The organism is Brevundimonas staleyi (genome assembly GCF_041893865.1).
Taxonomy (GTDB): domain Bacteria; phylum Pseudomonadota; class Alphaproteobacteria; order Caulobacterales; family Caulobacteraceae; genus Brevundimonas; species Brevundimonas staleyi.
Window position 1 is genome coordinate 56040 of sequence record NZ_CP169083.1, and the last position, 25471, is coordinate 81510.

Here is a 25471-nt window from a genome sequence, read left to right on the forward strand (position 1 = left end):
CTTGCCGCCAGCGTTGTTAAACGCCATGGTCAAACCATGGCGTTCTTCGGCGTGCGATTGACCGATGATTTCGCCGCCCGCTTCGACGCCTTCGCGTCGAGCAAAGGCGGGCGCTCCGTGCTGCTGCGCCGCCTGATGGCCGAGGCCATGACGGCTGGGGGCCTCGAGCCCGCGCCGGATGGACCGGGCCCCGCCCGCGGCCAATCCGACAAGCTGACGCTCCGTCTGAAGGCCGACGACCGCGCCGCCCTGGACAGCGCCAGCGGCGCGGCCGGGATGCGGCGAACCGAATGGGCCTTGGCCTGCCTGCGCGGGCGGCTGTTCCGCAAACCCCAGTTCAACGCGGGCCAGGCGCTCGCGCTGGTGGAGGCGCGTCAGGAGCTGGCGCGGATCAGCACCAACCTCCGCGAGCTGGTCCGGGCGGTGCGCGACGGCGATTTGGCGGCTGACGCCGTCAGCGACGAACTGGCCAAGGTCGAGGCGTTCCGACGCGAGGTCCGCGATCAGCTGGACGGCGTGCGCGCGGCGATCGACGGCGCCGGCGACTACTGGGAAGCCGCATGAGCGACTTCGGCCGCATCAAGGGGTTCGAGGATCTGTGGCGTCCAGTGGCGCGAGATCGGCGCGTGCCGGACCGCGCCGTCCTGAAGCCGGGGCGGAGCGGCGGCGGGGCGGGGGAGGCCAAGGCGCGCCTGGGGCGGTTGGCGGCCCGGGCGCCGGAGGTGATGGTGAAGATCACCGGGCGCACCCGCGACGGCGATCATCTGAAGGCGCACCTGGAGTATATCGCCCGAGACGGCGCCCTGACCCTGGAGGGCCGCGACGGCGAGCGCCTGCAGGGTCTCGACGAGATCCGGGAGCGCGGGTCCGACTGGACGGCCGACGACATCAAGAAGCGGGCGGACAGCTCATTGTCGATCTCGGTGATGCTGTCGATGCCGGCAGGCACGCCGCCCGGCCGGGTCCGCGACGCGGCGCGCGCTTTCGCCGCCGAGCAGTTTGGCGACCGGCATGACTATGTGTTCGCGCTGCACACGGACGTCGACCATCCCCATGTCCACATCGCGGTTCGGACCTTGGGCGAGGGGGGCCAGCGCCTCAATCCCCGAAAAGCGGACCTCGAGGCGTGGCGGCAGAGCTTCGCGCGGCATCTGAGGAACCGAGACGTCGAGGCCGAGGCCACGCCGCGCCGCGCGCGAGGGATCGTGCGCAAGCCCGAACGGATGCCGGTGCGCAAGCTCCGCGAACGCCACGAGCGAGATCCGCAGCACCACCCCCGACCGGACCGGTTGGCGTCGGCCGAGCGCGAAGCCCAGCGGATCGCCGGCGGAGAGCGCCTTGACCGGCCGTGGGAAGGGCGGATCCTCAGACAGCAGCGCGCGGTACGGGCGGCCTATCAGGCGACTGCCGAGACCTTGGCCGCCTCTGGCGACCCGGCGGATCGGACGCTCGGAGCCCAGGTGGCCGCCTTCGTTCGATCAATGCCGCCGATTGCGACCCGGCGGAACGACCTGGTCCGCCAGGCGAAGGCGGAACGCGGGAGAGAGACAGAGCCTGTCACGCCGCCGACCGATCGTCCGCGCCCGGATCGCCGCCGCTAGCCGCGTCACGACCGCACCCCGTAAGGGTACGTGGTTCGAAACGGCGCAGACAGGGCTATTCTGGGCCTTCGCCGCTTGGCGCCGGACCTCTCCCGGCCGCTGGTTCCGAGGCTTGAGAATGGATCGAGACGAACGCGATCAGCGGCTGTTGGCGCTGCTGGACGCGGACGACCGCGCCGCGATCGAAGCACAGGTCGACGCGTTTATCGGCGAATGCGCGGCGGCGGACGCCGATGCGCTGCAACAGGCGGCGGTCGCGTTCGAACAGCGAGGCGCGTCCCTCGATCCCGAGATCAAGATCGTGGCGCAGTTCATGGCCGCCGCGTTGCGGCAGAGGGCGCGGTCGCTTCGACCCGAACATTAGATGGCGCGGACGCTGAAATGCGCCCTCGTCACGCAGAATCTCCTAGCCGCAGTTCGTGTCCAACAGTAAGAAAACCGGCATCAGCGGGCGTTCTGTGTGGGGATGGTTTGCGCACCGACGCCGTCGGGTAGGTCTCATGTCGGAGTTTCGTCGAATGCAGCGGCGCGCCTTACTCCTGTCGGGCGGCGCGTTCGCCGTCACGAGCCTCACTCCCGTGCCCGGCAAGGCGGCGGCCCCCCCGGGGGCGGGCGCTCTGACCGCGCCCTGGGCCGGTCCCTACGGGGGGACGCCGCCGTTCGATCGGGTCGCCATCGCCGACTTCAAGGCGGCCCTGGAGACCGCGATGGCCGAGGAGTTGGCCGAGGTCGCGGCCATCGCCGGCAATCGCTCGCCGCCGACCTTCGCCAACACCCTGGCGGCCTATGAGCGCAGCGGACGGATGCGCGAGCGCGTCAGCACGGTGTACGGGGTGTGGAGCGCGACCCTGTCGACGCCGGAGATGCGGGCGGTCGAGACCGAGATGGCGCCGCGCCTGGCCGCGCATTCCGATCGGATCCTGCAGAACCCTCAGCTGTTCGCCCGCCTCGAGGCGGTGCACGGCGCGGCGTCATACGCGGACCTCACGCCCGAGCAGGCACGGCTGACTTGGTACTATTGGAACAGCTTCGTGCGGAGCGGCGCGCGCCTGTCGCCGGCCGACAAGGCCAGGGTGGCGGCGATCAATGGCGAACTGGCGGGCCTGTTCAGCCGGTTCAGCCAGAACCTGCTGCACGACGAGCAATCCGTTCTGATGCTGTCGAACCCCAGCGACGTCGCCGGCCTGCCGCCTGATCTGTTGGCCGCATTTTCCGCGGCGGGCGGTCAGTCCGGCCGGTGGGGCGTGGCCAACACCCGCTCAGCCGTCGATCCGTTCCTCACCTATGCGACACGGCGCGACCTGCGCGAAAAGGTCTGGCGAGCCTACTACAGCCGAGGCGACAACGGCGACGCCTCCGACAACAACGCCATCATCCGATCCATCCTCAGGCTAAGGGCGGAGCGGGCCAAGCTGCGGGGCTATCCGACCCACGCCCACTGGCGCCTCGAGAACGCGATGGCCAAGACTCCGGACGCGGCCATGGCGCTGATGATGCGGGTGTGGCCGTCGGCGATCGCACGGGTGAAGGAGGAGGTCGCCGAAATGCAAGCGATCGCTGACCGGGAGCGGGCGGGGATCATCATCGCCCCGTGGGACTACCGCTACTATGCCGAGAAGGTCCGGGCGGCCCGATACGATCTCGATATGAACGCCGTGAAGCCCTATCTCCAACTCGAGAAGCTGCGCGAGGGCATGTTCTGGATGGCGGGCGAGCTCTACGGCTTCACCTTCGCCCCCGCCTCCCATGTGGCAGTGGCACATCCCGATATCCGGGTCTGGGCGGTCAGCCGCGACGGCGCCCATGTCGGCCTCTGGTATTTCGATCCCTACGCCCGGCCGGGCAAGCGTTCGGGCGCATGGATGAGCGCCTATCGGGTCCACGAATCGTTCGACGGCGCGGTGCCGACCCTGGTCTCCAACAACGCCAATTTCGTGAAGGGCGCGCCCGGGGAGCCCGTGCTGATTTCCTGGGACGACGCCGAGACCCTGTTTCATGAGTTTGGTCACGCGCTGCACGGGCTCAATTCCGCCGTCGCCTATCCGGCCCTGTCCGCGACCCGGGTGGCCCGCGACTATGTCGAGTTCCCGTCACAGGTTCACGAGCACTGGCTCCCGACGCCCGCCGTGCTGCAGCGGTTCGCCCTGCATCACCAAACCGGGGAGCCCATTCCGACGGCGCTGACGGACAAGATCGCAGCGGCGCGGACCTTCAGGCAGGGCTTCGATGTGACCGAGTATCTGGCGGCGGCCATCGTCGACATGAGGTTGCATTTGGCCGGCGACGTCGACATCGATCCGGATGCGTTCGAGCGGGAGGCCTTGGCCGATCTCGGCATGCCCAGCGAATTGCCGATGCGCCATCGCCTGCCTCAGTTCGCCCATCTGTTCGCCTCCGACGGATACTCGGCCGGCTACTACAGTTACCTGTGGTCCGAGGTCCTGGCACTGGACTGCTTCGAGGCCTTCGTCGAGGCGGGGGATCCGTTCGACAAGGCGACGGCGCGACGGCTCCGCGAGACCGTTCTGAAGGTCGGCAACAGCATCGACCCTGCGGACCAGTATCGCGCCTTCCGCGGCCGTGACGCCGACGTCAGCGCCTATCTGCGCGACAAGGGGTTCCCGTCGTGATGGGTTGATCCCAGCGGCTGGGGCCGCGATGGGCGAGCCGGGGCTTGGCCGAAGAACCGCAGGGCTGCGTTCTCGGTCAGGCGACGCGGCGCGCCCTTGGCCAGGGCCAAACTGCGGATGATCCGACGCAGGCCTAGACGACGTCCTCGGACCAAGGTCGCCTCGATGTGGGCGAGGGCGCCCCAGAATCCGTCAATCCGGACCAGGCCGCCGCCGTCGCCCGTCGACGCACAGTCGGTGCAAAGTCGGACGATCACGGCCTGGTTGGGGAGGGCGAAGGCCATGGCGGGGAGGACGCCGCAGGCTTCGCATCCCCCCTGGACCGGAGCTGCGTCGAACTGATCGAGCAGGACCAGGAAGGCGCCGCCGACCACGCCGTCGGGGGCCTCGCGCAGCATCCAGACCACATAGTCAGGCCGGCGCAGCATCAGGGCCTCGGTGACTTGGCCAGCGTATCGCCCGAACCGGAGACGCATGACAGTCAGCGCGCCCTGACCCGCTCAGGTCCGCCGGCCTCTCGCTCCGTCCGATCCCTATCGGGGGCGCGAACGGGCTCGATAGTCCGGCCGGCCGCGATGTGTTCGGCGATCCTGGCCTCGGCGCCGGCGACCACGCGGGCCTGCGCCTGGGGATCGGACAGGCGGGAGCGGGCGACCGACTCCACCACGTCGAGTCGGGACTGGGCGGGGGCCATCGCCGGGTCCCGCATCCGCTGTTCGGGCGAGGCGGAGCGGAAGCGATCGGCCTCGATCTCCCAGCGATTGCGGTCGACCTCGCGGTCGCGCCTGGTCGTCCGGCCCGACTCCGGGTCGCGTTGCTCGACCTTGACCGTCACCTTGTCGGTTCCGGCGCGACGTGCGCGGATGTCGTCGCCGACCTGGGCGCCGGAGCGCTGCAGAGCGTCGGGCAGGCCGACACCCCAAAGGTCCTTCACCCTGCCGTCGGCCTGCTCGACACGGATGAAGGGGGTCGGCTTGGCGTCCGAACCACGAGGGTAGGGCGCTTGGCCGATCTCGATCAGCTTCCCGGCCGTCACGCCCGGTTCGACTTCAGGCGCTTTCCCCACCCGGTCTCCTCGCCCCGACGGATGGGTGGCGGCTGAAGGTGGTTGCGGGCGCTCAGCGCCCGCAGTGCGCAGCTGGTCCAGCTCGGCGCGATCGCGCGCCTTGGGTCGATAGCCGGAGACTTCCAGTCCCATCGCCTGGGCCTCCTTCCAGACCTCGCGCCGGAAATCGTCGTCGCCCCGCACCTTGATGGCAGTCCAGTTGCGGTGCTTGGCCACGGCCAGGAGGGTGGCGACGGTCGCCGGATCGGTCTGCAAGGCCTCGAGCTTGCCGCCGCGATCGCGGAAGGCCGGATGTTTGGATCCCGGGCCCTCGAAATAGTCGATGTAGCCGCCGAGCTTGGCCGGCTCGCCTTGGTAGCGTTTGGCGACGGCGCTCGGCAGGTCGCCGACCCGAGTGGAGATCTCGGGCGTCGTGGCCGGATCGACCGGACGCTCGGTCTCTTCGGACTTGGCGCGCCGTCGCGCCCGCCCGGGCTCGATGGTGTTATCGGCGCCGCGGCCCTCAGGGGTCGGCGTGATCGGATCGGGGTCGTCGGCCATGAGATCCTCCTGCGATTATCGGTCGCCTTGGACGGTGGGTCGGGTGTCGAGCTCAAGCGACGCCTCGAGCGCGGCGCGGTCGATGTAGGCGTCCGCCCAGGCGCGAACCTCGGCTTCGGACGCGGCCTCGGACGGGAGGCCGTCGAGATCGATGTCGTCGATCGCCAGGGAGATCGACGCGGGCTCGAAGGGCGCGAGGTCGGGGGCGGGAGGTTCGGCTGGGGACGCCGGGCCGGGCGCGCCGGGCGGCACCGCCGACGATCCGCCGGCCTGCAGGGCGGGCAAGGCCGGCACCGTCGGCGGCGGCCGCACCCGCCGGCTGAAGTCCCTCGCCGCATAATAGCGCAGCTTACGTCCGCGCACCGGCGGGATCCCGGCCTTCAGCACGATCAGGCGATCGGACTCCAGAGCCAGCAGTTCCTGGGGCAGCATCAGCGCCCGGCGCTGGTCGGAGGTGGTGACGGTCCGGCGGCCTGCGCCCAGTCCGAACGGACGGCTTCGCGACAGCGCCGGCTGGTCGTAATAGCCGAGCCGGTCGCTGAGGCTTTGGGCGACCTTCACCTCCTTGGGGGCGAAGACGATCTCCACGCCGCAGTTGGTCATGATCTCGTCGGCGAGGTCGGGCCCGTATTCATGGCGCAGCTGGGACGGGCTCTGGATCACCGCCAGCAGTCGGATGCCGTAGCCGGCGACGAAGGAGAAGCCGTGGGCCAGGACCGGGGCATGGCCGATGCGGGCGAATTCGTCGAGCACGATCAGAACCTCAGGCCCCGGCACGCCCGGCGCCGGCAGGCGGCGCGTGTTCAGGTCGATCAACTGCTGCAGCAGCAGATTGTAGAGCGGCGCGACCCGATGGAGGTTGTCCGGAGACACCGCCAGATACAGGGACGTCGCCTGATCGCGCAGCGACCGGAGGTCGAAGTCGGAGGCGGCGGTCGCGGCGTCGACACGCGGGTTGAGCCAAAGGCCCATCCGGGCGGTGATGGTCTGCCGGATCGATGCGAAAGTGTTGTCGCTGGCCGCGCAGAAATCGGTCAGGGCGTTGACGCAGGCCGCCGAGAGGGGATGACCGCTGCGGGCCCGAGCGGCGATCAGGGTCGGGAAACGCGTCTTCGGCGAGCCTTGGGTGAGCTGGCGGAAGACCTCGCCTAGCGTGAAGGGGAGGGCGGGCGTCTCGGCGACATAGGCGCCGACGCCGATGAAGCCGGTGCGCGCCGCCTCCGCCCAGAACGGGTCGGCCCGCTGCGGCTCGGGGAACAGCATCTGGGCGATCTTCTGCAGCTCGTCGAGCGTGCGGATCGGATCCGTTCGATCGATGTGGGCCAACGGATTGAAGCGAACGGTCCGGCCGTCGGCGGCGAGGGGATCGAAGCGGAACACCCTCTGACCGCAAGCCTGGCGGTAGCCGGCGCTGGCGTCCCAATTCTCGCCCTTGATGTCGAGGACAACGAGGGACTCTGGCCAGCTCAGAAGATTGGGAATGACGACGCCGACGCCCTTGCCCGAGCGTGTGGGGGCGTAGAGCATGACGTGCTCGGCCCCGCCGAACACCAGATAGCGGCCGTTCGCTTGGCCGAGGATGACGCCCTTGGCCTCGGTGAGACCTGCGGCCGCGATCTCGCTGGCGGTGGCCCAGCGCGCCGTCCCGTGGAGAGAGCGGCGAATGCGCAGGAGGGCGGCGACGCCCGCGATGGCCACCAGGCCGGCGGAGATCAGGGCGCCGATCTTGATCCAGCGCCGGACGTCCGGATCGCCGCGATAGTACCAGAACCACCCCGGCACGGCGGCGATGTCGATGTCCTGACGGAATTGGCCAAGTCCGGCCAAGGCGATCATCGCGGTCGCAAAGGTCGCGCCCGCCGCCAGGAAGACGACGGCGGCCAGGACCATCAGGACCTTATGCGGCGTCGCGGCGGCGGCGAACGGGGTCATACCAGACCTCTGTCAGGCGGTAGCGCCCGTCGATCTTCTTCACCTGCACGACCACGTCGACGAGGAGCATCAGAAGGGCGCGGATATCGTCGCGCGGAAGATCGCGGCCGCCTTCGCTCTCGCGCACAAGCAGGGTGAGCTGCTCGAAGGCGAGGGCCGCGGAGTCGGCGTGTATGGTGGTGATCGACCCGGGGTGGCCGCTGTTGACGTTCCGGAGGTAGAAAAACGCTGTCCCGTCCCGCAGTTCCTGCAGCAGGATCCGGTCGGGGCGCATGCGAAGCGCGCTCTCGAGCAGCTGCTTCGCGCCGGCCTTGGACAAGCCCTGGCCGTCCTTGGCGTAGATCAGATGCACGACATTGCGATGCGGCACCACGAGCTCGCGTGTGTCCTCAATGGTCAGCAGCCGCTCCTCCGGCGGAATGAGCTGGACCAGGCCCTTGGCGAATGTGGTCTTGCCCGAGCCGGTCGGGCCGCTGATGAGGATGTTCCGCCGCGAGATCACCGCGCGTTTGAAAAAGCCGACCCAATCGCTGGCGTCGCGCAGGGCAAGGAGGGCCACTTCCTCCTCGTCCGGCTCCTGGGCGGAGACCCGCGCCTGTTCGAACAGACCCGCTTTCTGGAAATCCTCAAGGCCCAGGGTGACCTGGGAGGGCTTGCGGATGGTCAGGGAGATCGTGCCGGCGGGTGTCGCCGGCGGCACGACGATCTGACAGCGTTCCCCGCCCGGCAGGACTGTGGAGCAGATCGGCTGGTCCTCGCTGACGTCCTGGCGGGTGAAGGCGGCCGCGCCGACGGCCAGCGTCTGGAGCCAGTCTTCCGTGAGATCGGGCACATCGTGCCAGGTCCATCCGCCGGCGCGCTCCACCCCGACTTCTCGCGGACGGTTGACGACGAGCTCGGTGACGTCGGCCGGCTCCAGCAACGCCTGAAGCGGCGCGAGATAGTGGAGGAGGACTGAGCTGTCGGCCATGGCGCCTACCGGCTGCGCAGGGCGTAGACGCTGGCGAAGTTCAAGTCCTGGGCGGCGAAGATCGACACCTCGGAGCCCTGGGCCTTTCGCAGCGTCGGCGGGATGTTGATGGAGTTCTGCAGGGCGATGCCGGCGGCGTCGGAGGGCAGACGCAGCGTCGATTGACCCTGGTCGCCATTTCCGGTCGCGGCGTAGACGCCGTCGTCGACCAACGAGAGCAGCAGGGCGCCGCCGAACCGCTCCCAGAAGTGGGTGTCCACGTCGCCGCCGAAGCCCGCGCGGCCGAGGGCGTCGGCGGCCGGCGACGCCAGGGCGACCGCCACGCCGCCGGGGGTGACCGCGCGGGTCCACAAGACGAACATCCGGTTCTGACCGCGGCGCAGGCCGCCGCGATACTCGCCCATCACCCGCGTGCCCTTCTCCATCAGGATCACGGCGCCGTTGTCGGAATAGACGTCGGTCGGCACGACGCAGGTCACATAGCCGGGGGTCGAGGTGTCCATGGCCGTCTGCAGGACGCAAGGGATCGTCGTCCCGGCCGTGATCAGGTAGCGCCGGTCGGGCAGACGTCCGGCGCGGGCTTCGCCGATCGGAGAGGATCGGCGCAGGGCGTCGAGGTCATTGGGTTCGGCCGCCGCGGCCAAGGTGGCGACCCCGTCGCCGAGGCCGCCCGGGACTCCCGCGGGCGCGGCCGACCGGCGGCCCTGGCCGCTTCCATAGGCCATGATCGGCGCGCGCTGAGCGCTTTCCAAAAGGGCGGCGCGGCGTTGGGCCTCGGTCTGGGCCGCGGTCGCCGTTCCGCGTCCGCCGGACGTCGGCTCGATGGCGGGGACCTGGCCGTCAGCCGGCGTGGCGCCGAGCTGGGGGGCGTTCGGATCGCTCGCGGCCTCGGCCAGGGTCGGCGGGGTGTCGCGCTGCGCCGGTTCGAAGGGCACGACCTGGCGCGGCGGCGTCACCGGGGCCGAGGCCTCCACATCGTCACGCTTCCACGTCGCGGCGAGGAAGACGCCGGCGCCGACGACCAGGGCGACGACGGCGATGATCTTGTTGGTCCGGCCGCCGAGCCGGCCGCTGATCGGCGATACGCCCCGATCGGCCTGGACCTCCGGCGCCGGCGCCGGGCGCAGGGCGAGACCGTCATCTTCGGCGTGGGTCATGGGCGAGCCTCCCGGTTGGTGCGATCGACGTCGGAGGCGGCGGTGCCGGTGCCGAGATTGACCCCGTAGGCGTCGAAGGCCTCGTTGTAGATGCAGAGCACCGCTCGGCCGCGGCGCAGGCGGAACTCCCGGCCGGTCGCGTGGATGACGACGAATTCGCCGCGCACGTCGAAGGGGACGAGGCTCTCGGTGCCGTCGGGCGTGACCGTGAAGATCGTCGGCACGGCCTGATTGGCCGGGAAGCGCAGGACGGTGAACCGCCCGTTGTCCGTCACTTCCGACGGCTGAAGGGCCGAATCGCCCTGGACCGAGTAGCGCAGATTCCGGACCCCTTCGATCGCGCCGCGCTCGAGCTGCAGTGCCACCAGCCGCTCATCGAGGGCCGCGATGCCGGCGTCGAGGGCGGCGGCGGCGCGCGCTCGCTCATCGTCCGGATAGCGGAAGCGGATCTGGAAGGCGGCTTCCTCGGTCCGGCTCTGGCGCGCCACCAGCTCGAAGGCGTAGTGGCGGGTCTCTCCGCCGCGCGAGGTGGTGATGATCAGATTGGTGGGCTGATGACGTCCGCGCGGCTTGACGAAGAGGACGTTGCCCTCGGCGGCGACCTCCCAGGCCACGCTGTCCCCGACCGCGACGTGCAGGATCGCTTCGTCGGGGGCGAGCACGATCTGGGTGGCGATGCGGAACACGCCGACGACCCGGTAGACCTGTGCCGGGTCGTAATCGACCTCGCGCATGCGCCGGTCGGCGGATCCGGCCTGGGGCCGTTCCTCGGCGAGCACGGGCGTCGCCGCCAAGGCGACGACGAGGGCCAGGATGAACGACGCCCGCCTCACCGGACCACCTCGGGATCCGCGCGATAGGAGCGGACCTGGAAGCCGAGCGGATTGCGCAGCCGATCGGACTCCAGCATCGGCGCCTGGGCGTAGCTGAAGGCGACCGTGGCGATCCAGTCGCTCTCGGTGACCTGCTGCGCCTTTCGCACCGTCCGATGGAAGCGGATGTTGGCGACCTGGGGATTGATGAAGCTGATCGCCCGGATGGCGATGACGGCCTCGCCGTCCGGCCCATAGAGATTTTGGGGACTGTCGGCGTTGGTCCCCCGGAAGAGATCGGCCCAGCGGCGCTGTTCGTCGACCGTCGACAGGATCGAGACCTGGTGGAAATTCTCCTCGCGGGCCGCGTCGAGATAGCCTTCGCGTGAGCGCACATACTGGGCGAGGAAATATTTGCTGACGGCCTCGTCATAGGTGACCTCGCGCGTCCCGGTCAGGCCCGACATGACATCGACCGCGCCCGTCGCCTGGTCCACGCGGACGACGAAGGGCTCGACGGTCTTGAGCGGCGTCAGGGCCACGAGCGCGACGATCGCCGCCAGGGCCAACAGGCCGGCGCAGCCCGCGACGGTCCAAGCCCTGCGGCGGGATCGCAGGGCGTCGGCGAGCCGATCCTGATCCCAGCGTCGGGCCTCCTTGAAATAGTCCTGTAGGTCTCGCGCGGGGACGCCGGGCATGGGTCAGCAGCTCGGGTAGGAGGAGGGGAGGGCGGAAAACTGGTCGTGGGGCGGGGCGGCCGTCGCCGGAGGCGGTGCTGTCGGCTCAGGCGGGTCCGGTTGGGGCGCCGCCGAGGGGCCGGGCGACGCGGGGATCGGCGGCGCCGGGGGCGAGAGGTACGACCCGTAGAGATTGGCCGGACGGCGGTGGCGACCGTCGCAGACGGCCGGGCGCTCCGAGCCGGTCGAGGCGCATCCGGTGGCTAGGCCTGAAAGGACGACGATCAGAACCAGGCGCTTCATGCTCGGCCTCCGGCGGGGCGTATGGAGCCTCTTCCGCCGCCCGATCCGCCGCCCGATCCGCTCGCAGCCTTTCCGGCGGCGGCCGACGAGGCCATCCGATAGGGCGACAGGCCCGCGGCGTTTCCGAAGTCCGCAAGGCCCGCGCTGGCTCCGCCGGCGATGCCGGCCGCGATGGCGGGGGTCTGGAGGAAGAAGATCGCGCCGAGCAGACAAAGGGCGATGAACAGGAGGCCGCCGGCGACGGGATCGCCGCCGTCGATCCGCCCCCACTGGTCGCGGACCAACCCAAGGATCAGCTGGGCGATGGTGATGATAAGGGCGAAGAGGACGAGATAGTTCACGCCCTGGGCCAACCAGCCGAAGAAGAACCGTCGCGTGGCGTCGAACAGGGCGCAGGCGATGAAGATCGGGCCGAGAGTGATCAAAAGGGCCAGGGCGACCTTGGCGACCATGACGACGCCGAACCCCAGCGCCGCGGCCAGGGCCCCGACGACGACGACCACGCCGGCGACCACGACCGGTCCGATGTTCACCGGGGAGGCCTCCTTATTGACCTTGTCGGCCAGCTCGGCGGCGTAGGAGAAGAACTCGTCGAACGAGGCGCCGACGTTCGGCGTGTCGGCGCCGCTGACGGCTCGCGCCAGCACGTCCGGAAGGACATTGAACAGGGGTTCGGTGACGTAGGTGGAATAGGCGGCCGTCGTGGCGATCGTCCAGATGATGACGAGCTTCACACCGCGAATGGCGAAATCGATCATCGGCTCGGTGATCGAACCCCGGATGATCGCATAGCCGTAGAGGACGATGTAGAGCACCAGGGCGACCGCAAAGGGCCCGCGAACCTGATCGAGCACGCTGCCGAGCCGCTCGTTCAGGAACTCCGTGAGACGCGCGTCGACGTAGCCATAGGCGGGTTCGAAAATCTCGAATTCCATCAGGGCGCCTGTCGCTGGCGCCGGTAGGACTGGATGCGCGCTTCACGGTCGGTCTCGACCCTGGCCGCCTGGGCGGCGACGCATTCCGCGCCGCGATGCGCGCCAGTGGCGCAGTCGGCCAGGACCCGCGCGGCCTCCTCGCGATGCTCGATGAAGTAGCCGGCCGACCGAGGCTCGGCCGGTTGGCATGCGCCAAGGCCGGCGGCTGCGACGAGCGGCGCCGTCAGAAGGGCGTGGCGAAGCCTCACCGGCGCGCCCTCTGATACATGGCGATCCGCTCGGCGCGAGCGGCCTCGGCCCGTTCCAGGTCGCGCTGGCGCTGCAGACGGTCTTCAGCGTCCTGGAGCATCGCCACGCCCTGCAGCCGCATCTGATCGTTCTGGATCATGGCTTGCTCGGCCGAGATGCGGGCTTGGAGGTCGAGGACGGCGCGGGCGTTGGGCGCCGTGTCCAGGGCCGAGCGGAGCTGTTCGAGCCCTTCGAGCCGCTGTTCGGCGGCCTCCGCCACCCGTTCGCCGGTGGCGTAGTCGCGCGCCGCCCGGGCGCCCGACGCCTCCAAGGTGTCGCGATAATAGGTCTCGCTGGCCGAAAGATCGCCGGCCGGGGGCGTGTAGAGCCGATGTTCGGCGCGAATCTCGTCCGCCCGTTCGCCCAGGGCGCCGAGCGCGTTCAGATCACCGGAAAGGGCGCGCTGGTAGAGGCCGATATCCGGGAGGATCGACCGCAGCTCCGGCACACCCAGCTGGCTGGCGATGGCGTTGACGTCCGAGATCTCGTTGAGGCTCTCGAACAGCTGCTGACCCTGCTGGACCTGGGCTTTCAGTTCGTTGAGCTGATCGATGGCCGTCTTGGCGTCCTTGACCATCTGGGCGAAGCTGGTCGGGTCGTAGACGATGCCGCCGAAACTCTGGGCTCGCGCCTGCGGCGCGGCGAGCAAAAGGGTCGCGGCCAAGGCAGCCGCGAGCGGACGAAGCCGGGGCGTCATGAGGGTCTCCGTTGCTGCTGGAAGAGCGGTCCCCAGACCGCGGGATCGTCGCCGTGCTCGGCGCGCAGGCGATCGAGAAGGGCGACCGTCTCGGTCCGACCGGACAGGATGGCCAGCTGGTCCCCGAGGCCCCCTAGGTCGAGCTCGACGACGACGCTGTCGTGGCCCTGTTTGACGAGGAAGCGATGGGACTCCGGCGTCAGCTCCTCGCGGATCAGTCGGAATTCTTCATGGGTGAGGCCGAAGCCGTCGATGTAGTCGCGGGCGACGCCGTGGGCGTTGGGCAGGTAGATCTTGGTGACGCACTGCTCGACGATGGTGTGGGCGATCGGAGACGCCAGCGCTTCGGCCGGCGACTGGGTCCCGAAGATCAGGACGCCGTTCTGCTTGCGCCAGGTCTTCAGCCCATCTTGGGCCAGGCCCCGGAAGGCCTCGTCGCCGAGAGCCTTCCAGAACTCGTCGATGTCGAGCACCAGGCGTCGGCCGTCCAGGAGGGCGGCGATGCGATGCAGAAGGTACATCATCACTGGGGTGCGGACCTCGGCGTGATCCAGCAGATAGGTGACGTCGAAGCCGAGGAAGGGGGCGTCCAGCGCCAGGGCGTCGTTGTCGTTGTCGAGGGCCCAGCCCAGCGCGCCGCCCTTGGCCCAGCGATCAAGCCGGGCGCCGACGCCCTCCGCATCCTTCTGTCCGAGCAGGGCCCGCAGGGCGGCGATCGAGCGCCGTTCGCGCGGCAGGGCTTCAAGGGCGGCGACACCCTGCTCGATGGCGCGCACCTCTTGGACGGTCAGGGGCGCGTCGTCCCGCGCCACCAGCTTGCGCACGAGATCGACCAGGAAGACCCGATTGGCGGGGGAGGGCTCCAGCGCCTTGAACGGCGCGAAGCCCGTTGGCTCGCCGTTGCGCAAAGTCAGATAGACGCCCCCGCAGGCGCGCACGAAGATCTCCGCGCCGCGGTCCTTGTCGATGAAGATCTGCTGGGGCGCGTGCTTCTCAAGCTGGGCCAGCATAAAGTTCTGGACGACCGTCTTGCCCGAGCCGGTGGGGCCGCAGATGAAGGTGTGGCCGCTGTCGGCGACATGGAAGTTGAAATAGAACGGGGACCCAGCCGCGGTGCGCAGCATGGCCACGGCCTCACCCCAGTGGTTGCCGCTCGGGCGGCCGACCGGATAGGCGTGGAACGGGGCGAGGGCGGCGAAATTGCGCGAGGTGATCACCGCCGGCCGCACCCTCCGGCTGAAGTTGCCCGGAAACTGGGACCAGAAAGCCCCCTCGATGCCGAGGTCCTCGCGCGCCACGACCAGGCCGGAGTCGGCGAGCAGGGCCCGGGCCTTCGAGACATGGGACGCAAGGTCCTTCGGCGTGTCGCCGAAGATCACGAACGAGGCCTGGTGTTCGCCCATGACGAAGCGGTTTGAGATCAGATCGTCTAGGGCCTCGGCCAGGCCGTCCATCTGGGAGGCGGCCCGATCCCGAGCCGAGATCATCTGGTTCTGCTTCCGCTCCATCACCGCCCGGGCGCCGGCCTTGGACAGGAAGGCGAACGATTGGCTGGCCACGAAGGGGAAGCGCGCCTTGAGGAACTCGTCCCACAAGCCGGGCCTGGTCGCGGCGGGATACTCCTTCACCCCCAGCACCCCGGCGTAACGGGTCTCGCCGGCGTCGCGGATCTCGAGCGCCTCGCGTCCGAAGATGACCCGCGAGCTATAGAGGGCCGAGCCGAGGTGGCCGCGGACAAGGGGCATGCGCTCGGGCCGGCCGGTCAAGACCTGGCGCAGCATCTCCATCGGGCCGGAGAACATCAGACCCTCGTGTTCGTAGAGGGCGAGCGGCTCCAGTCCGTAGCGTCCGAGATACTGGACCAGGTCGCGACCGGCCTCCTCGAGCCGCTTGACCGCCTCCGCATCGACCTCGTTCCCGGTATTTCGGCCGGCCCTCAGTCGGGCCGCGAGGGCCGAGGCGCGGTCGGCCATGTCGCGGCCGGGGTGCAGCACCAGGGTGAGGAAGATGTCGTTCACGAACATCCGCCGCGAGGCCATCCGGGCCGCGTAGGCCTCGTCCAACTCGGCCGCGAACGCCGACCGGAACGTCCCGTCCGGATAGTCGTCGACTTCGCGCCGGATGATGTGCTGCCAGACCGCGAGCCGGTCGTCGGCCAGGTTGCGCCAGGTCTGGTTCAGCTTGCCGTGCCAGTCGTTGAGGTCGCGCGGATCGGCGGTCTCGAAACTGGCGCCGGCGACCCGGTAGCAGAGCATTAGGGCGCGGTTGTCGAGGGCGACGATCTGGTCCGTAACGTGGCGCGCGTAGGGGAGCTGGCCGGCCGGATCCAGCTCCCGCCTCAGGGCGGACGGCTTGAGCGCGGCGCTAGCCACGGGTCAGCTCCCGCACATCGTAGCGCCGTACCAAGGGCAGGGGAGTGCAGGAGCTGCCGCCCCAGAGCCCGCCATTGCGGGATCGGCCCTTGGTGTCGATGAAGACGAAGAGGACCCGGAAGGCGTTGTGGTCGGCCTTGCAGATCGCCCGGAAGATCAGATGGAAAACCGGAGCGACGAGGAGGTAGAGAAGGCTGCCCCCGGCCAGATAGATGATGCCGGAGACGATCACATTGACGCCGAAGGCCTCCATCGGAACGCCGAGCACCATGGCCGGGCGCGTGCAGGCCAGAAACAGCGGATCCTCCCTCAGCCGGTCCTCAGCCATGGTCGACCGCCGCGACCTGGCCGATGGCGACAACAGCCACACCGATGAGCAACCCGCCCGTCGCCTCGCCGAAGCGGCGCCACGAGATCAGTCCGGCGCGGGCGACCACGAACAGACCAATCACCATGGCCGCGACGGTCGCCATGCCGGGGAGGGAAAGCACCGTCATGTCCCCCCGCCCGCCCCGCCGGTGATCATGTCGACGATCTCGGCGGCGCCGAAGACCACGACGATCCCCAGAACCACGATCGCGGCCCGGCGCAGGTCGAACAGGCCGAACATCCAGAGGAAGCCGACGATCACGACGGCGGCGACGGCGAGGAGGCGGGCGTTGTTGCCCGTCAGCATGTCGACGAAATTCTGCAGGAACCCCCCGACGTCCTGGGCGAAGGCGGGCTCGGCCAAGCCGAACGTCAGGGTCAGGGCGATCGAAGCGCCGGCGCCGAGTTGGCGCGGCAGGGAAGGCGAACCGGATGGTGCGGTCATGGGGCGGCCTGGCTCCGTGAAGCGGTGAAGATGAAGAGCGGCGAACGCGACGCGCGGCCGAAGACGTCCCAGGACGGAGGTTCGATCTCGGCCGTCAGGGTGATGGCGCCGATGGGGACGGGCGCCGCTCCGGCCAGATCGGCGGTGACGGCGTCGGCGGGCATCCGGGGCGCGAGCAGGTCGGCGCTGCGCTCGACCTTGGCGACATAGCCGTTGCGGAAGCCCCGGGAGGGATCTCCCGTGTTGTAGAGCGAGAAGGCGATCCGCAGGGCGGACTGCCGGGCTTCGGGGGTCGCATCGACAGGTCGGTATCCCGCGGAGAGCACCCGCGCCGAAGCCGCCAAGTTCTTGCAGGGATCGAAGGCGTCGGCGACCGATAAGTTCAGCCACGCCAGGTTCGCGCTGTTGATCTGGCCGAGCCCGAGATCGACGCTGCGGCCCTCGGCGATCAGGGCCGCCGCGGTTCGGGCGGCGGCCTCGGCGGTGGCAGGATAAAGGCTTCGGGGGGTGGGGCCGTTGACCCCAATGGCGAAGGGGTTGAACCGACTCTCAGTATGAGCCACTGCCACCAGCGTCGCCGGCGCCACGTTCGGGGCGCACGCCCTGGCCAGGGCCAACATCGTGTCGAGTTCTAGATCCACGCCGACCTCGGCTACGGGAGGCGCCTCTCGCCTCAGCAGGCCGAAATTAGTGCTAGGAATCTTACTGGCGCGACCCCGTAAGGTTACGGGGTTTCGTCGAGCTCGCCGAGAGAGGATGCTCTCCGGATGGCTTGTATACGCGTCTGAACGCCGAGGCGTGCGCAAGCGCAGGCAATGTGTTCATCCACGGTCCGTGCTGATATTCCGAGGATAGATCCGATTACTGATGAACTCTTACCCTGTTCTGCCCAATACAGGCATTCCCGTTGACGCGGAGTAAGCTTAACAACGTCTCCACCATCGTTCGTCACGTCTTGGGTCTCCATGGGACCTCCAACCGTACACTTCGATTCCGCAGTTAGTCGTCCGCTGGCGGAATCGCAACTCCTAAGGGTGCATTATTGATTTGGGGTACCTGAACGTGTCGGTTTTGGGGCGATCCCTCGTCGGAAAGGGCGTGAATCACGCCCGGTTTCGGTATAGCTTGGCGGAACGACATCGAACGGATTTCGATCCACGGGCGGCTTTCGGGCCGACGGGTCGGGATTCTGGCAAGGAGGGCGCGGTGGTCCGCTTGAGCCAAGTGCTTTTCGACAACGCGCACGGTTTTCGCGTCGGGGCCGCTGAGGCGGTGCGCCGGGATCATCGCGGCGTGGCTCTGGCGTCAGCCTGCAACGCCATCGAACTCGGCCTCAAGAGCTTCCTGGTCGCCGAGGGCGCCACGGATGACGAGAACCGACGCACAATCCGCCACGATCTGGTGAAGGCGCTAGCCTTCGCCGAAGCGCGGGGCCTGAGACTCCGGCGCGGTTGGGCGCCGATCCTCGCGAAGGTCAGTCCAGCACACATGCGTCACGGGCTGGACGCCCTCGGTCGAGAGACTTCGTTGGCCGAGGTGCGGGCTGTCGTCGCGATCACGCGAGAGATCGCGGAGGCCGGCGCCCGGTCCCGAACGAGGAAGGGAAGCGCGTCGAGCCGCAGGCCCTGGACGGCGACGCTCCGCGCTTGGGGCGCCGCGCGGGGGTGAATTTGTCGCGCCGCCGGAATCGAGACACCGTCGCCTCCAGCACCCTTAGTTCTGATGCCGGAGCCGTTCAGATGTCGGAGAAGCCCGCCTCTGTAGGCCTAGCGCTCAACGCCGCGATGACGCGAGCGGAGGAACTGCGTGCGTCGACTGAGAGAAAGGTTCGCGTTCGCCTCATGCCGCAGTGGGGAGATGATCGCGAGAACTTGACCATCGTGGCGAGGATCGCTGCCCGGACAGGGCCGGAGCTAGAGGTCCAAGGCGACAAGGGCGTACGGAAAGTCCTCTGGGGCGACCTAGATGCGCGCGCCGGGGAGCTGGTCGGTCTCGTGGAGGCCGCCGCGGCTGAAATTGAAGAAGCCGTGCGGACCGCACCCCCGCCGCCGCCTCGTCCCAGCCTGGGAGAGGGCGATTTCGACAGCGAGGCGTTCTTGCGGCTGGTCGAGACGTCCTACGAGACGCTCGCGAGGGATGCCGGTCCCTTGATGGCGACGGCCCCGACCTTGTCGCCGGCCGCGACCGCCGAGGCCGTGGTTCTCGGCGCCATGAAGGTTGTCGCCCTGGCCGCGCTGGGCGGCCGCATCGAAGGCGCAGATCTCGAGCAGATGTTGAAGGATGCCATGGCGGATGTCCGCGACCTGGCTGGTCTCGGAGATTTGCCGCTGAAGGCGGTGCATTAAGCCCCCGCGACGCCATGCATCGAGGTCGGCCGCCGGGCCGATCACGACCCCGATGGGCCGAAACCGCAATTGGGTTGAGGGTCCGGTTCAGGCCCTCCATAGTCGCTGCAATGCCGAGAGGAGAGTTGGCGTGGTCTCTGCGACACCCAAGATGGATCCCACAACTTGGGCTGCGCTGGAGCGGCTTCTCGAGATCGCGCGCGGCGACACCGGGCAATGCCGCTACGTCGCCAACTTCCTGCTGGCCTGGTGGAATGCGGGCACCCTTGGCGGCTTCGATTTGACCGAGGCCTGGGGGGTGGACGACGCCATCGGCGAGGACATGATCACGGTCTTCAGCTTCGTCGTCCGCAACAACGAGTATCCTAGCGCCTACACCTTCCAGACCGAATTCGAGGACCTCGTGCGGCTCTGGCGGCCGGAGGTCGTGAAAGCCGCCGAGACCGCCGCCTGACGGCAATTCAGGTTTCCGCAGGAATCGTCCCTGGATCAAGCCCGGTCGACTCCTTCGCCACCGCGACCAGATGCTCCATCACCGCCCGGGTCTTGGCGGGCATGCGACGTCCGAACGGTACGACGGCATAGACGGTGGGGCCGTCCACGTCGGCGGTCGGCAACAGGTGGACGAGCCGCCCTTCGGCGATCAAAGGCGCCGCAACGCGGCCGAAGATTTGGGCGATGCCGAGGCCGCGGACGGCGGCGTCCACAAATCCCTGTCCGTCCGAAAGGATGACAGTTGCCTGCGGCGCGAGGATCGTTTCAGAGCCCTGTTCCTGCAGCCGCCACTGTCGCAGCCGCCCAACCCCGTCCCTGAAAATGATGGCGTCGTGATCGCGCAGGTCGCGGATCGCCTTGATGGCGGGCCGCCCCGCGAGATAGCTCGGCGCGGCGTAGAGACCGAGCCGCATGTCACACAGCCGCTTGACGACGGAGTCGCCGGTCTCGGGCGGTCGGCCGGCGCGCACGACGATGTCCCAGCCGTCCTCGGTTAGGTCTGAGAATCGGTCCGTCAGCGCAATCTCCAGGGTGATCTTGGGAAAGCGCCGTCGCAGATCAGCCAGGGTCGGCAGGATCAGTCGGCCCACGCCGCTGGGGAAATCGATGCGGACGAGGCCGGCCGGCTCGGCCCGCCGTGCGCTCAGCAGCTTCTCCGCCTCCGCCAGTTTCTCCAGCGCGCCCTGCGCCGCCTCCAGATAGGTTTCGCCGTCCTCGGTCAGACGGACGGATCGGGTAGTCCGGTGCAGCAAGACCGTTCCGAGCCGTTTCTCCAGACGCTGCACGGCTTTTCCGACGTTCGACTTGCTGGTGTCGAGCGCCTCGGCGGCGCGCGTGAAGCCGCCGTTGCGGGCGACCGCGACAAAGGCCTCGATGTCATCGAAGGACGCGCCGCTGCGTTCGCTCATGGTTCACATCCGGGTTCGCGATTGTCGCCTCAATGGAAACACTGAAGCGCTTTCGCAAGCGTTTATCGCCGTTCGCTCGCAAGCCACATACACGGCATCCGAAACGCGAGGCCAAGGAGCCTGCCATGAAACTCTACATCGCCGACAAGACCAGCTCGGAAGCGGTCCAGGTGGTCATCAACGAACTCGGCCTGCCGGTCGAGCTGGTCCATTACGACGTCAAGGATCGCTCGACCTCGACTGGCGAGAACTTCGCCGCGGTGAACCCGCTCTTCTATGTGCCCGTACTGGCGCTGGAGAACGCGACCCTGGATCAGCTGACCGAGGCCACCGTGATCACCGCCTATCTGGCCGACCAGCATCCGGAAGCCGGTCTGGCGCCCGCGCCCGGAACGCTGGAACGCGTCAAGTTCGACCAGTTGCAGACCTTCATCGTCACCGAGATCGCCCAACGCCATGTCCCGCTGATGCGCAAGCTTATGAACGAAGAAGGCGTCGCCTGGATGAAGGCCAAGATCGTCGCCGGCTATGCGATTCTGGACGAACGGCTCGCCAGCCAGCCCTTCATCGCGGGTGACGGGTTCAGCATCGCCGACGCCTTCACCTGGGCCACCATGTGGAGCGAGCGCAGCGGCGTCGACATCAGCCACCTGAAGAATCTGCTCGCCTGGAAGGCCCGGATGGACGAACGCCCCTCGGTCCGCAAAGCGCTGGCGGATGAGGCCGCTGTCGCAGCCGCCCACAAGGCGCAACTCGCGGCCTGACGCCTTGCGGTCCCGGGCTCCACGTCCGGGACCGCCCCTCTCCCTCATGCCGGATGAAGCGCGCCCAAGGCCGCGAACCCCGGCTATCGCCTGGAGACTTCCCATGGCCGACCCGAGAATGAAGATTCCCAACGTCGATCATCCGATCGCGATCGAACCCAATCCCGCACGCATCGTCGTCCGGGTGGCGGGCCACGTCGTCGCCGACACGCGAAACGCCCTGACCCTGCGCGAAGCGAACCGACCGCCGGTGCTTTACATGCCGCGTGGGGACATCGATCGCACGGTCCTGACCCGCACGGCGACCACCAGCTTCTGCCCCTACAAGGGCGACGCCAGCTACTACACGATCACCGTCGGCGATGACGTGCGCGCCGACGCCGCCTGGGCCTACGAGACCCCGTTCCGAGCCGTCGATGCCATCGTCGACCACATCGCCTTCTATCCGGACCGCGTCGACGTCATCGAAGCCTGGGACGACGCGGAGGCCGGCCATGACCGCTGACCTTCAAGACCCGACAAACGTCGCGACCGCGAAGAGCCCCAATCCCCATCTCGTCCTGGCGTCCGTGCTGCTCGCCGCGCTGGTCCTGCCCCTCAGCTTCACTGGCGGCGCGATCGCGACCCCGGCGATCGGGCGCGACCTCGGCGGCACGGCGACGGAACTGACCTGGATCACCAACGCCTTCATGCTGACCTTCGGCAGCCTGATGATGACCGCCGGCGCGCTCGCGGACCAATATGGGCGCAAGCGCATCTTCGTAGGCGGCGTGGCCCTGTTCGTCTTCTTCTCCGTCGCGCTGACCTTCGCCGCCTCGGTGGCGATGATCGATCTGCTGCGCGCCGGGCAGGGCGTGGGCGCGGCGGCCGCCCTGGCCGGGGGCTCGGCCGCGATCGCCCAGGAGTTCGAAGGCCACGCCCGCCTGCGCGCCTTCAGCCTGCTCGGAGCAACCTTCGGTCTGGGACTGGCCGTGGGCCCGGTGATGGTCGGGTGGCTGGTCGAAATGTTCGGCTGGCGCTCCATCTTCATGGCCGGCGCGATCATCGGCGCCCTGGCCCTGGTCTTCGGGGCGCCGCGCATGCGCGAGACCCGGGATCCCGACGCCGTCGGCCTCGACTGGCCAGGAGTGGTCAGCTTCACCGGTCTGCTGTCGCTGTTCACCTTTGGCGTCATCCAAGCCCCGGAATCGGGCTGGATCAGTCCGCTGGTGATTGGTTCTCTGTCGGGCGCGGTCGCCTTGCTGGCCGTCTTCATCGTCGTCGAGCGCCGGGCCGCCCGGCCGATGCTGGACCTCGGCCTGTTCCGCTATCCTCGCTTCGTCGGCGTGCAGTTGCTGCCGATCGCGACCTGCTATGCCTATGTCGTCCTGCTCATCGTGCTGCCGTTGCGCTTGGTGGGCGTGGAGGGGCGCAGCGAGATCGATGCGGGTCTGCTGATGATCGCGCTGTCCGGCCCGATGGTCGTCGTGCCCTGGCTGGCCGCCAACCTGACCCGTTGGCTGTCGGCTGGCGTGGTCGCGGGCGTCGGCCTGGTCATCGCCGCCATCGGCCTGTTGTGGTTGGGCGCCGTCCCGGCCGGGGCCAACCTCGCGCTCGTGCCGCCTATACTGGTCATCGGCTTCGGTGCCGGCCTGCCGTGGGGATTAATGGACGGCCTGTCGGTGACCGTAGTGCCCAAGGAGCGGGCCGGCATGGCGACCGGAGTATTCAACACCACCAAGGTCGCCGGCGAAGGCGTGGCTCTCGCGATCGTCAGCGCGGCCTTGGCGGGCCTCACGGCGAGCAACCTGCGGAGCGCGGGCGCGGCCGACCGCGTCGGAGAGATCGCCCAAAGAGTAGCCACGGGCGACCTGCCGCACGCAGCCGCTCTGGCTCCGGCCTTCGACCGCGCGGCCCTGATCCAGAGCTATCTGGGCGCCTTCCAGCAACTCACCTGGGGCCTGTCGGCGATTACCCTGGTCTCCGCAATCGCCGCATTCACACTGCTTGGCAGGGTGAAAGGCGAACCCTAGACCGGCTCACCGGAAATCGTGGGGCTTCACTCCCAGCGCCCTTCGGTTCCCTCGCGCTCTCTTCACAGGCGCAGCCCTGTATTATCGGTGCTAGCAAATAGATATGACCGACCGCCATTGCGCTGAATGATCGGCGAACTCATTGGGCTCTGGCGGCCAAAGGTGGTGAAGGCCGCAGAGGGCGCCATCGCAACGGCGCGGCCTGCGGATCGCCAAAGCTAAAGACGAAGGACTCGTTTCGTATAATGTGGAACGTGGTTAGTTCCATAACTAACGGAATCTGCATCGAAAAATATGGTCAATTTCCGATAACTATTGTTATGCGAAATAATCATGTAGCCGCCATTTAGTAATGTCACCGGCGTGCCAGTTAGAGATGGCACCCTCCCTCATTTTGCGTGGGAGGTCCTCCAAAGTGGCGCTGCACTTCATGAGCGACAAGGAGCTTAGCCGAGTCGAGATCCTGCGCGATCTGACGGCCGGACGGCTGACGGTCTCGGCGGCCAGCGAGTTGATGGGCCTGGAGCGCCGCCAGGTCCTGCGGTTGTCGAAGGCCTACCAGGAGCAAGGCGCGACGGCCCTCATCTCCAAGAAGCGCGGTCGGGCCAGCAACCGTCAGACGCCCACGGCGATCAAGGATCAGGCGCTGGAGCTGATCAAGGCCCGTTACGCCGACTTTGGCCCAACGCTGGCCGCCGAGAAGCTGCGCGAGGTCCACGGCATCGTCGTCGGCCGTGAGACGCTTCGGCTGTGGATGCTCGACGCCGGTCTCTGGGCGGACCGCGTGAAGCGCCGCGGCCGGGTCTACCAGCCGCGCTATCGGCGCGAGTGCGTCGGCGAGCTGGTCCAGGTCGACGGCTCGGAGCACTGGTGGTTCGAGGATCGCGGGCCGCAATGCACCCTGCTCGTCTTCATCGACGACGCCACCAGCCGACTGATGCACCTGCAGTTCGTCCAGTCGGAGTCGACGTTCGCCTACTTCAACGCCACGCAGCGGTATCTGGAGCAGCACGGCAAGCCGGTGGCCTTCTACACCGACAAGCATGCCGTCTTCCGGGTCAACAAGCCTAGCGGCCTGCACGGCGACGGCATGACCCAATTCGGCCGCGCCCTGAAGGCGCTCAGTATCGAGATCATCTGCGCCAACTCCAGCCAGGCCAAGGGCCGCGTGGAACGCGCCAACAAGACCTTGCAGGACCGGCTGGTGAAGGAACTGCGCCTCGCCGGCGTCAGCACCATGGAAGATGGAAACGCCTTCCTTCCGGCCTTCATGGCCGACTACAACGCCCGCTTCGCCAAGGCGCCGTTCAACGACAAGGACCTGCATCGACCCATGCAGGCCCGGGATCGGCTGGATGAAGCCTTCACCTGGCGTGCCGAGCGGACGCTGTCGCAGTCCCTCACCCTCCAGTACGACAACATCCTCTTCATGATCGAGCCGTCCGAGTTCGCCCAGGCCGCGATCGGCCGGCGGGTCGAGGTCGTGGACTTCCCCGACGGGCGCCTGGAGGTCCGCTACAAGGGCCACAGCATGCCCTACCGCACCTTCGACAAGCTGCGGCGCGTCACCGAGACCGCCGTGCTCGAGAACAAGCGCTTAGGCGGTCTCCTCACCCTGATCCGCGAGAGCCAACAGACCCAACCGCCAGGCATGCGCACCAGCAAGGGCCCGAAGCGGCGCGATCAGACCAAGCACATGTTCAGCGTGGGATAAGGCCGCGATTTACGAATCTACCCAACTGCTCACCCCTGGTGAGTAAATTCGACTGAAGCTAAATCGAGTTCCCTGCCCCGCTCACGGTCTAGTCGAGGCTTTGCCAAGGTCCTTCAAGCCAAGCCAGTTCAGGTGTTGGCGTCGGCAGCGCTCCAGTCACGAACAAGCCTGTGACCATTAAGTCATTGATAGCGCTTGTCCTCAGAGGCCCCTTTCCGAATGGAAAGCTCCACGGGCGGGTCCAGGTCGCGACTAGACCGGCGCTAAGGACCGATCCCAGGTTCGACACGGCTTGCCGGGCTTGGGCCAAGGTGTCGTCGCCAGCAGCATGCGCAACCGCCACGACGAGCATCCCAGATAATTCCGGCCCGCTCCGAGCAGCGCATGCGAGGTAAATGTCAGGAGCCTGTTGCTCCCGCTGGCAAACAGTCCACGAGGG

General features: G+C 68.2%; 29 protein-coding genes. 11 read left to right on the forward strand and 18 right to left on the reverse strand.

Annotated elements, in window-relative coordinates; translation table 11 throughout:
- Window positions 1-36: 36 nt before the first annotated feature.
- The 4 genes from ACETK8_RS20150 (at window position 37) to ACETK8_RS20165 (ending at window position 4231) form a co-directional block, all read left to right on the forward strand.
- Window positions 37-564 (forward strand): plasmid mobilization relaxosome protein MobC, encoded by a 528-nt coding sequence (locus tag ACETK8_RS20150; RefSeq protein WP_374039578.1) that lies wholly within the window; start codon window positions 37-39, stop codon window positions 562-564.
- Complete coding sequence (locus ACETK8_RS20155; RefSeq protein ID WP_374039579.1) at window positions 561-1601, forward strand: relaxase/mobilization nuclease domain-containing protein; 1041 nt, start codon at window positions 561-563, stop codon at window positions 1599-1601. Before ACETK8_RS20150 ends, ACETK8_RS20155 begins: the two co-directional genes overlap by 4 nt.
- A 148-nt stretch (window positions 1602-1749) precedes the next feature.
- Window positions 1750-1965, forward strand: coding sequence for a hypothetical protein (locus ACETK8_RS20160; protein WP_374039580.1), 216 nt, complete (start codon window positions 1750-1752; stop codon window positions 1963-1965).
- Window positions 1966-2119: 154 nt separating this feature from the next.
- Window positions 2120-4231: a M3 family metallopeptidase gene (locus ACETK8_RS20165; RefSeq protein ID WP_374039581.1), complete on the forward strand. Its 2112-nt coding sequence runs from the start codon at window positions 2120-2122 to the stop codon at window positions 4229-4231.
- Here the strand turns inward: ACETK8_RS20165 and ACETK8_RS20170 are convergent.
- The 17 genes from ACETK8_RS20170 to ACETK8_RS20250 form a co-directional block, all read right to left on the reverse strand.
- Complete coding sequence (locus ACETK8_RS20170; RefSeq protein WP_374039582.1) at window positions 4201-4659, reverse strand: hypothetical protein; 459 nt, start codon at window positions 4657-4659, stop codon at window positions 4201-4203. The two genes, ACETK8_RS20165 and ACETK8_RS20170, sit on opposite strands and share 31 nt — an antisense overlap.
- A 53-nt stretch (window positions 4660-4712) precedes the next feature.
- Window positions 4713-5837: an LPD7 domain-containing protein gene (locus ACETK8_RS20175; RefSeq protein ID WP_374039583.1), complete on the reverse strand. Its 1125-nt coding sequence runs from the start codon at window positions 5835-5837 to the stop codon at window positions 4713-4715.
- A gap of 15 nt (window positions 5838-5852) precedes the next feature.
- The gene (locus tag ACETK8_RS20180) at window positions 5853-7769 is read right to left on the reverse strand and encodes a type IV secretory system conjugative DNA transfer family protein (protein WP_374039584.1); all 1917 of its coding nucleotides are present in this window, start codon (window positions 7767-7769) and stop codon (window positions 5853-5855) included.
- Complete coding sequence (gene virB11 / locus ACETK8_RS20185) at window positions 7735-8739, reverse strand: P-type DNA transfer ATPase VirB11 (RefSeq protein ID WP_374039585.1); 1005 nt, start codon at window positions 8737-8739, stop codon at window positions 7735-7737. The genes ACETK8_RS20180 and virB11 overlap by 35 nt, the downstream gene beginning before the upstream one ends.
- Window positions 8740-8744: 5 nt before the next feature.
- Complete coding sequence (gene virB10, locus ACETK8_RS20190; RefSeq protein WP_374039586.1) at window positions 8745-9896, reverse strand: type IV secretion system protein VirB10; 1152 nt, start codon at window positions 9894-9896, stop codon at window positions 8745-8747.
- On the reverse strand, window positions 9893-10729 hold the full coding sequence (virB9, locus tag ACETK8_RS20195; RefSeq protein WP_374039587.1) for a P-type conjugative transfer protein VirB9: 837 nt from the start codon (window positions 10727-10729) through the stop codon (window positions 9893-9895). The genes virB10 and virB9 overlap by 4 nt, the downstream gene beginning before the upstream one ends.
- A complete protein-coding gene (locus ACETK8_RS20200; protein WP_374039588.1) occupies window positions 10726-11406 on the reverse strand; it encodes a virB8 family protein in 681 nt (226 codons plus the stop codon). Before ACETK8_RS20200 ends, virB9 begins: the two co-directional genes overlap by 4 nt.
- A 3-nt stretch (window positions 11407-11409) precedes the next feature.
- Window positions 11410-11688: a hypothetical protein gene (locus tag ACETK8_RS20205; RefSeq protein WP_374039589.1), complete on the reverse strand. Its 279-nt coding sequence runs from the start codon at window positions 11686-11688 to the stop codon at window positions 11410-11412.
- Window positions 11685-12623, reverse strand: a complete 939-nt coding sequence (locus ACETK8_RS20210) for a type IV secretion system protein (protein ID WP_374039590.1) — start codon at window positions 12621-12623, stop codon at window positions 11685-11687. Before ACETK8_RS20210 ends, ACETK8_RS20205 begins: the two co-directional genes overlap by 4 nt.
- Window positions 12623-12871 carry an EexN family lipoprotein gene (locus ACETK8_RS20215; protein WP_374039591.1) on the reverse strand — a complete coding sequence of 83 codons (249 nt, stop codon included), beginning with the start codon at window positions 12869-12871 and terminating at the stop codon, window positions 12623-12625. The genes ACETK8_RS20210 and ACETK8_RS20215 overlap by 1 nt, the downstream gene beginning before the upstream one ends.
- Window positions 12868-13608 (reverse strand): type IV secretion system protein, encoded by a 741-nt coding sequence (locus ACETK8_RS20220; protein ID WP_374039592.1) that lies wholly within the window; start codon window positions 13606-13608, stop codon window positions 12868-12870. Before ACETK8_RS20220 ends, ACETK8_RS20215 begins: the two co-directional genes overlap by 4 nt.
- Window positions 13605-15980, reverse strand: coding sequence for a VirB4 family type IV secretion/conjugal transfer ATPase (locus tag ACETK8_RS20225; RefSeq protein ID WP_374039593.1), 2376 nt, complete (start codon window positions 15978-15980; stop codon window positions 13605-13607). Before ACETK8_RS20225 ends, ACETK8_RS20220 begins: the two co-directional genes overlap by 4 nt.
- Window positions 15973-16308: a type IV secretion system protein VirB3 gene (locus ACETK8_RS20230; protein ID WP_374039594.1), complete on the reverse strand. Its 336-nt coding sequence runs from the start codon at window positions 16306-16308 to the stop codon at window positions 15973-15975. Before ACETK8_RS20230 ends, ACETK8_RS20225 begins: the two co-directional genes overlap by 8 nt.
- On the reverse strand, window positions 16301-16477 hold the full coding sequence (locus tag ACETK8_RS20235) for a hypothetical protein (protein WP_374039595.1): 177 nt from the start codon (window positions 16475-16477) through the stop codon (window positions 16301-16303). Before ACETK8_RS20235 ends, ACETK8_RS20230 begins: the two co-directional genes overlap by 8 nt.
- A complete protein-coding gene (locus ACETK8_RS20240; RefSeq protein ID WP_374039596.1) occupies window positions 16474-16794 on the reverse strand; it encodes a TrbC/VirB2 family protein in 321 nt (106 codons plus the stop codon). Before ACETK8_RS20240 ends, ACETK8_RS20235 begins: the two co-directional genes overlap by 4 nt.
- Entirely contained in the window at window positions 16791-17435 is a 645-nt protein-coding gene (locus tag ACETK8_RS20245; protein WP_374039597.1) for a lytic transglycosylase domain-containing protein, read from the reverse strand. The genes ACETK8_RS20240 and ACETK8_RS20245 overlap by 4 nt, the downstream gene beginning before the upstream one ends.
- Window positions 17436-17518: 83 nt before the next feature.
- Window positions 17519-17761: a LuxR C-terminal-related transcriptional regulator gene (locus ACETK8_RS20250; protein WP_374039598.1), complete on the reverse strand. Its 243-nt coding sequence runs from the start codon at window positions 17759-17761 to the stop codon at window positions 17519-17521.
- Between the two features lie 239 nt (window positions 17762-18000).
- On the opposite strand from ACETK8_RS20250, the gene ACETK8_RS20255 reads away from it, so the two are divergent.
- The 3 genes from ACETK8_RS20255 to ACETK8_RS20265 all read left to right on the forward strand — a co-directional run bounded on the left by ACETK8_RS20255 (window position 18001) and on the right by ACETK8_RS20265 (window position 19593).
- Window positions 18001-18462 (forward strand): hypothetical protein, encoded by a 462-nt coding sequence (locus ACETK8_RS20255; protein ID WP_374039599.1) that lies wholly within the window; start codon window positions 18001-18003, stop codon window positions 18460-18462.
- A 71-nt stretch (window positions 18463-18533) separates the two neighbouring features.
- Entirely contained in the window at window positions 18534-19139 is a 606-nt protein-coding gene (locus ACETK8_RS20260) for a hypothetical protein (protein ID WP_374039600.1), read from the forward strand.
- Between the two features lie 130 nt (window positions 19140-19269).
- The gene (locus tag ACETK8_RS20265; protein ID WP_374039601.1) at window positions 19270-19593 is read left to right on the forward strand and encodes a DUF7673 family protein; all 324 of its coding nucleotides are present in this window, start codon (window positions 19270-19272) and stop codon (window positions 19591-19593) included.
- Window positions 19594-19600: 7 nt separating this feature from the next.
- Here ACETK8_RS20265 and ACETK8_RS20270 read toward each other — a convergent pair whose 3' ends face one another.
- The gene (locus ACETK8_RS20270) at window positions 19601-20542 is read right to left on the reverse strand and encodes a LysR family transcriptional regulator (protein ID WP_374039602.1); all 942 of its coding nucleotides are present in this window, start codon (window positions 20540-20542) and stop codon (window positions 19601-19603) included.
- 125 nt (window positions 20543-20667) lie between these two features.
- Here ACETK8_RS20270 and ACETK8_RS20275 point away from each other — a divergent pair, with 125 nt between their 5' ends.
- From ACETK8_RS20275 to ACETK8_RS20290, 4 genes are all read left to right on the forward strand, one after another.
- Entirely contained in the window at window positions 20668-21306 is a 639-nt protein-coding gene (locus ACETK8_RS20275) for a glutathione S-transferase family protein (protein WP_374039603.1), read from the forward strand.
- A 103-nt stretch (window positions 21307-21409) separates the two neighbouring features.
- Window positions 21410-21811: a DUF427 domain-containing protein gene (locus ACETK8_RS20280; RefSeq protein ID WP_374039604.1), complete on the forward strand. Its 402-nt coding sequence runs from the start codon at window positions 21410-21412 to the stop codon at window positions 21809-21811.
- Window positions 21801-23318, forward strand: a complete 1518-nt coding sequence (locus ACETK8_RS20285; protein ID WP_374039605.1) for an MFS transporter — start codon at window positions 21801-21803, stop codon at window positions 23316-23318. Before ACETK8_RS20280 ends, ACETK8_RS20285 begins: the two co-directional genes overlap by 11 nt.
- A gap of 415 nt (window positions 23319-23733) precedes the next feature.
- Window positions 23734-25032 (forward strand): ISNCY family transposase, encoded by a 1299-nt coding sequence (locus ACETK8_RS20290; protein WP_374036060.1) that lies wholly within the window; start codon window positions 23734-23736, stop codon window positions 25030-25032.
- Window positions 25033-25471 lie beyond the last annotated feature (439 nt).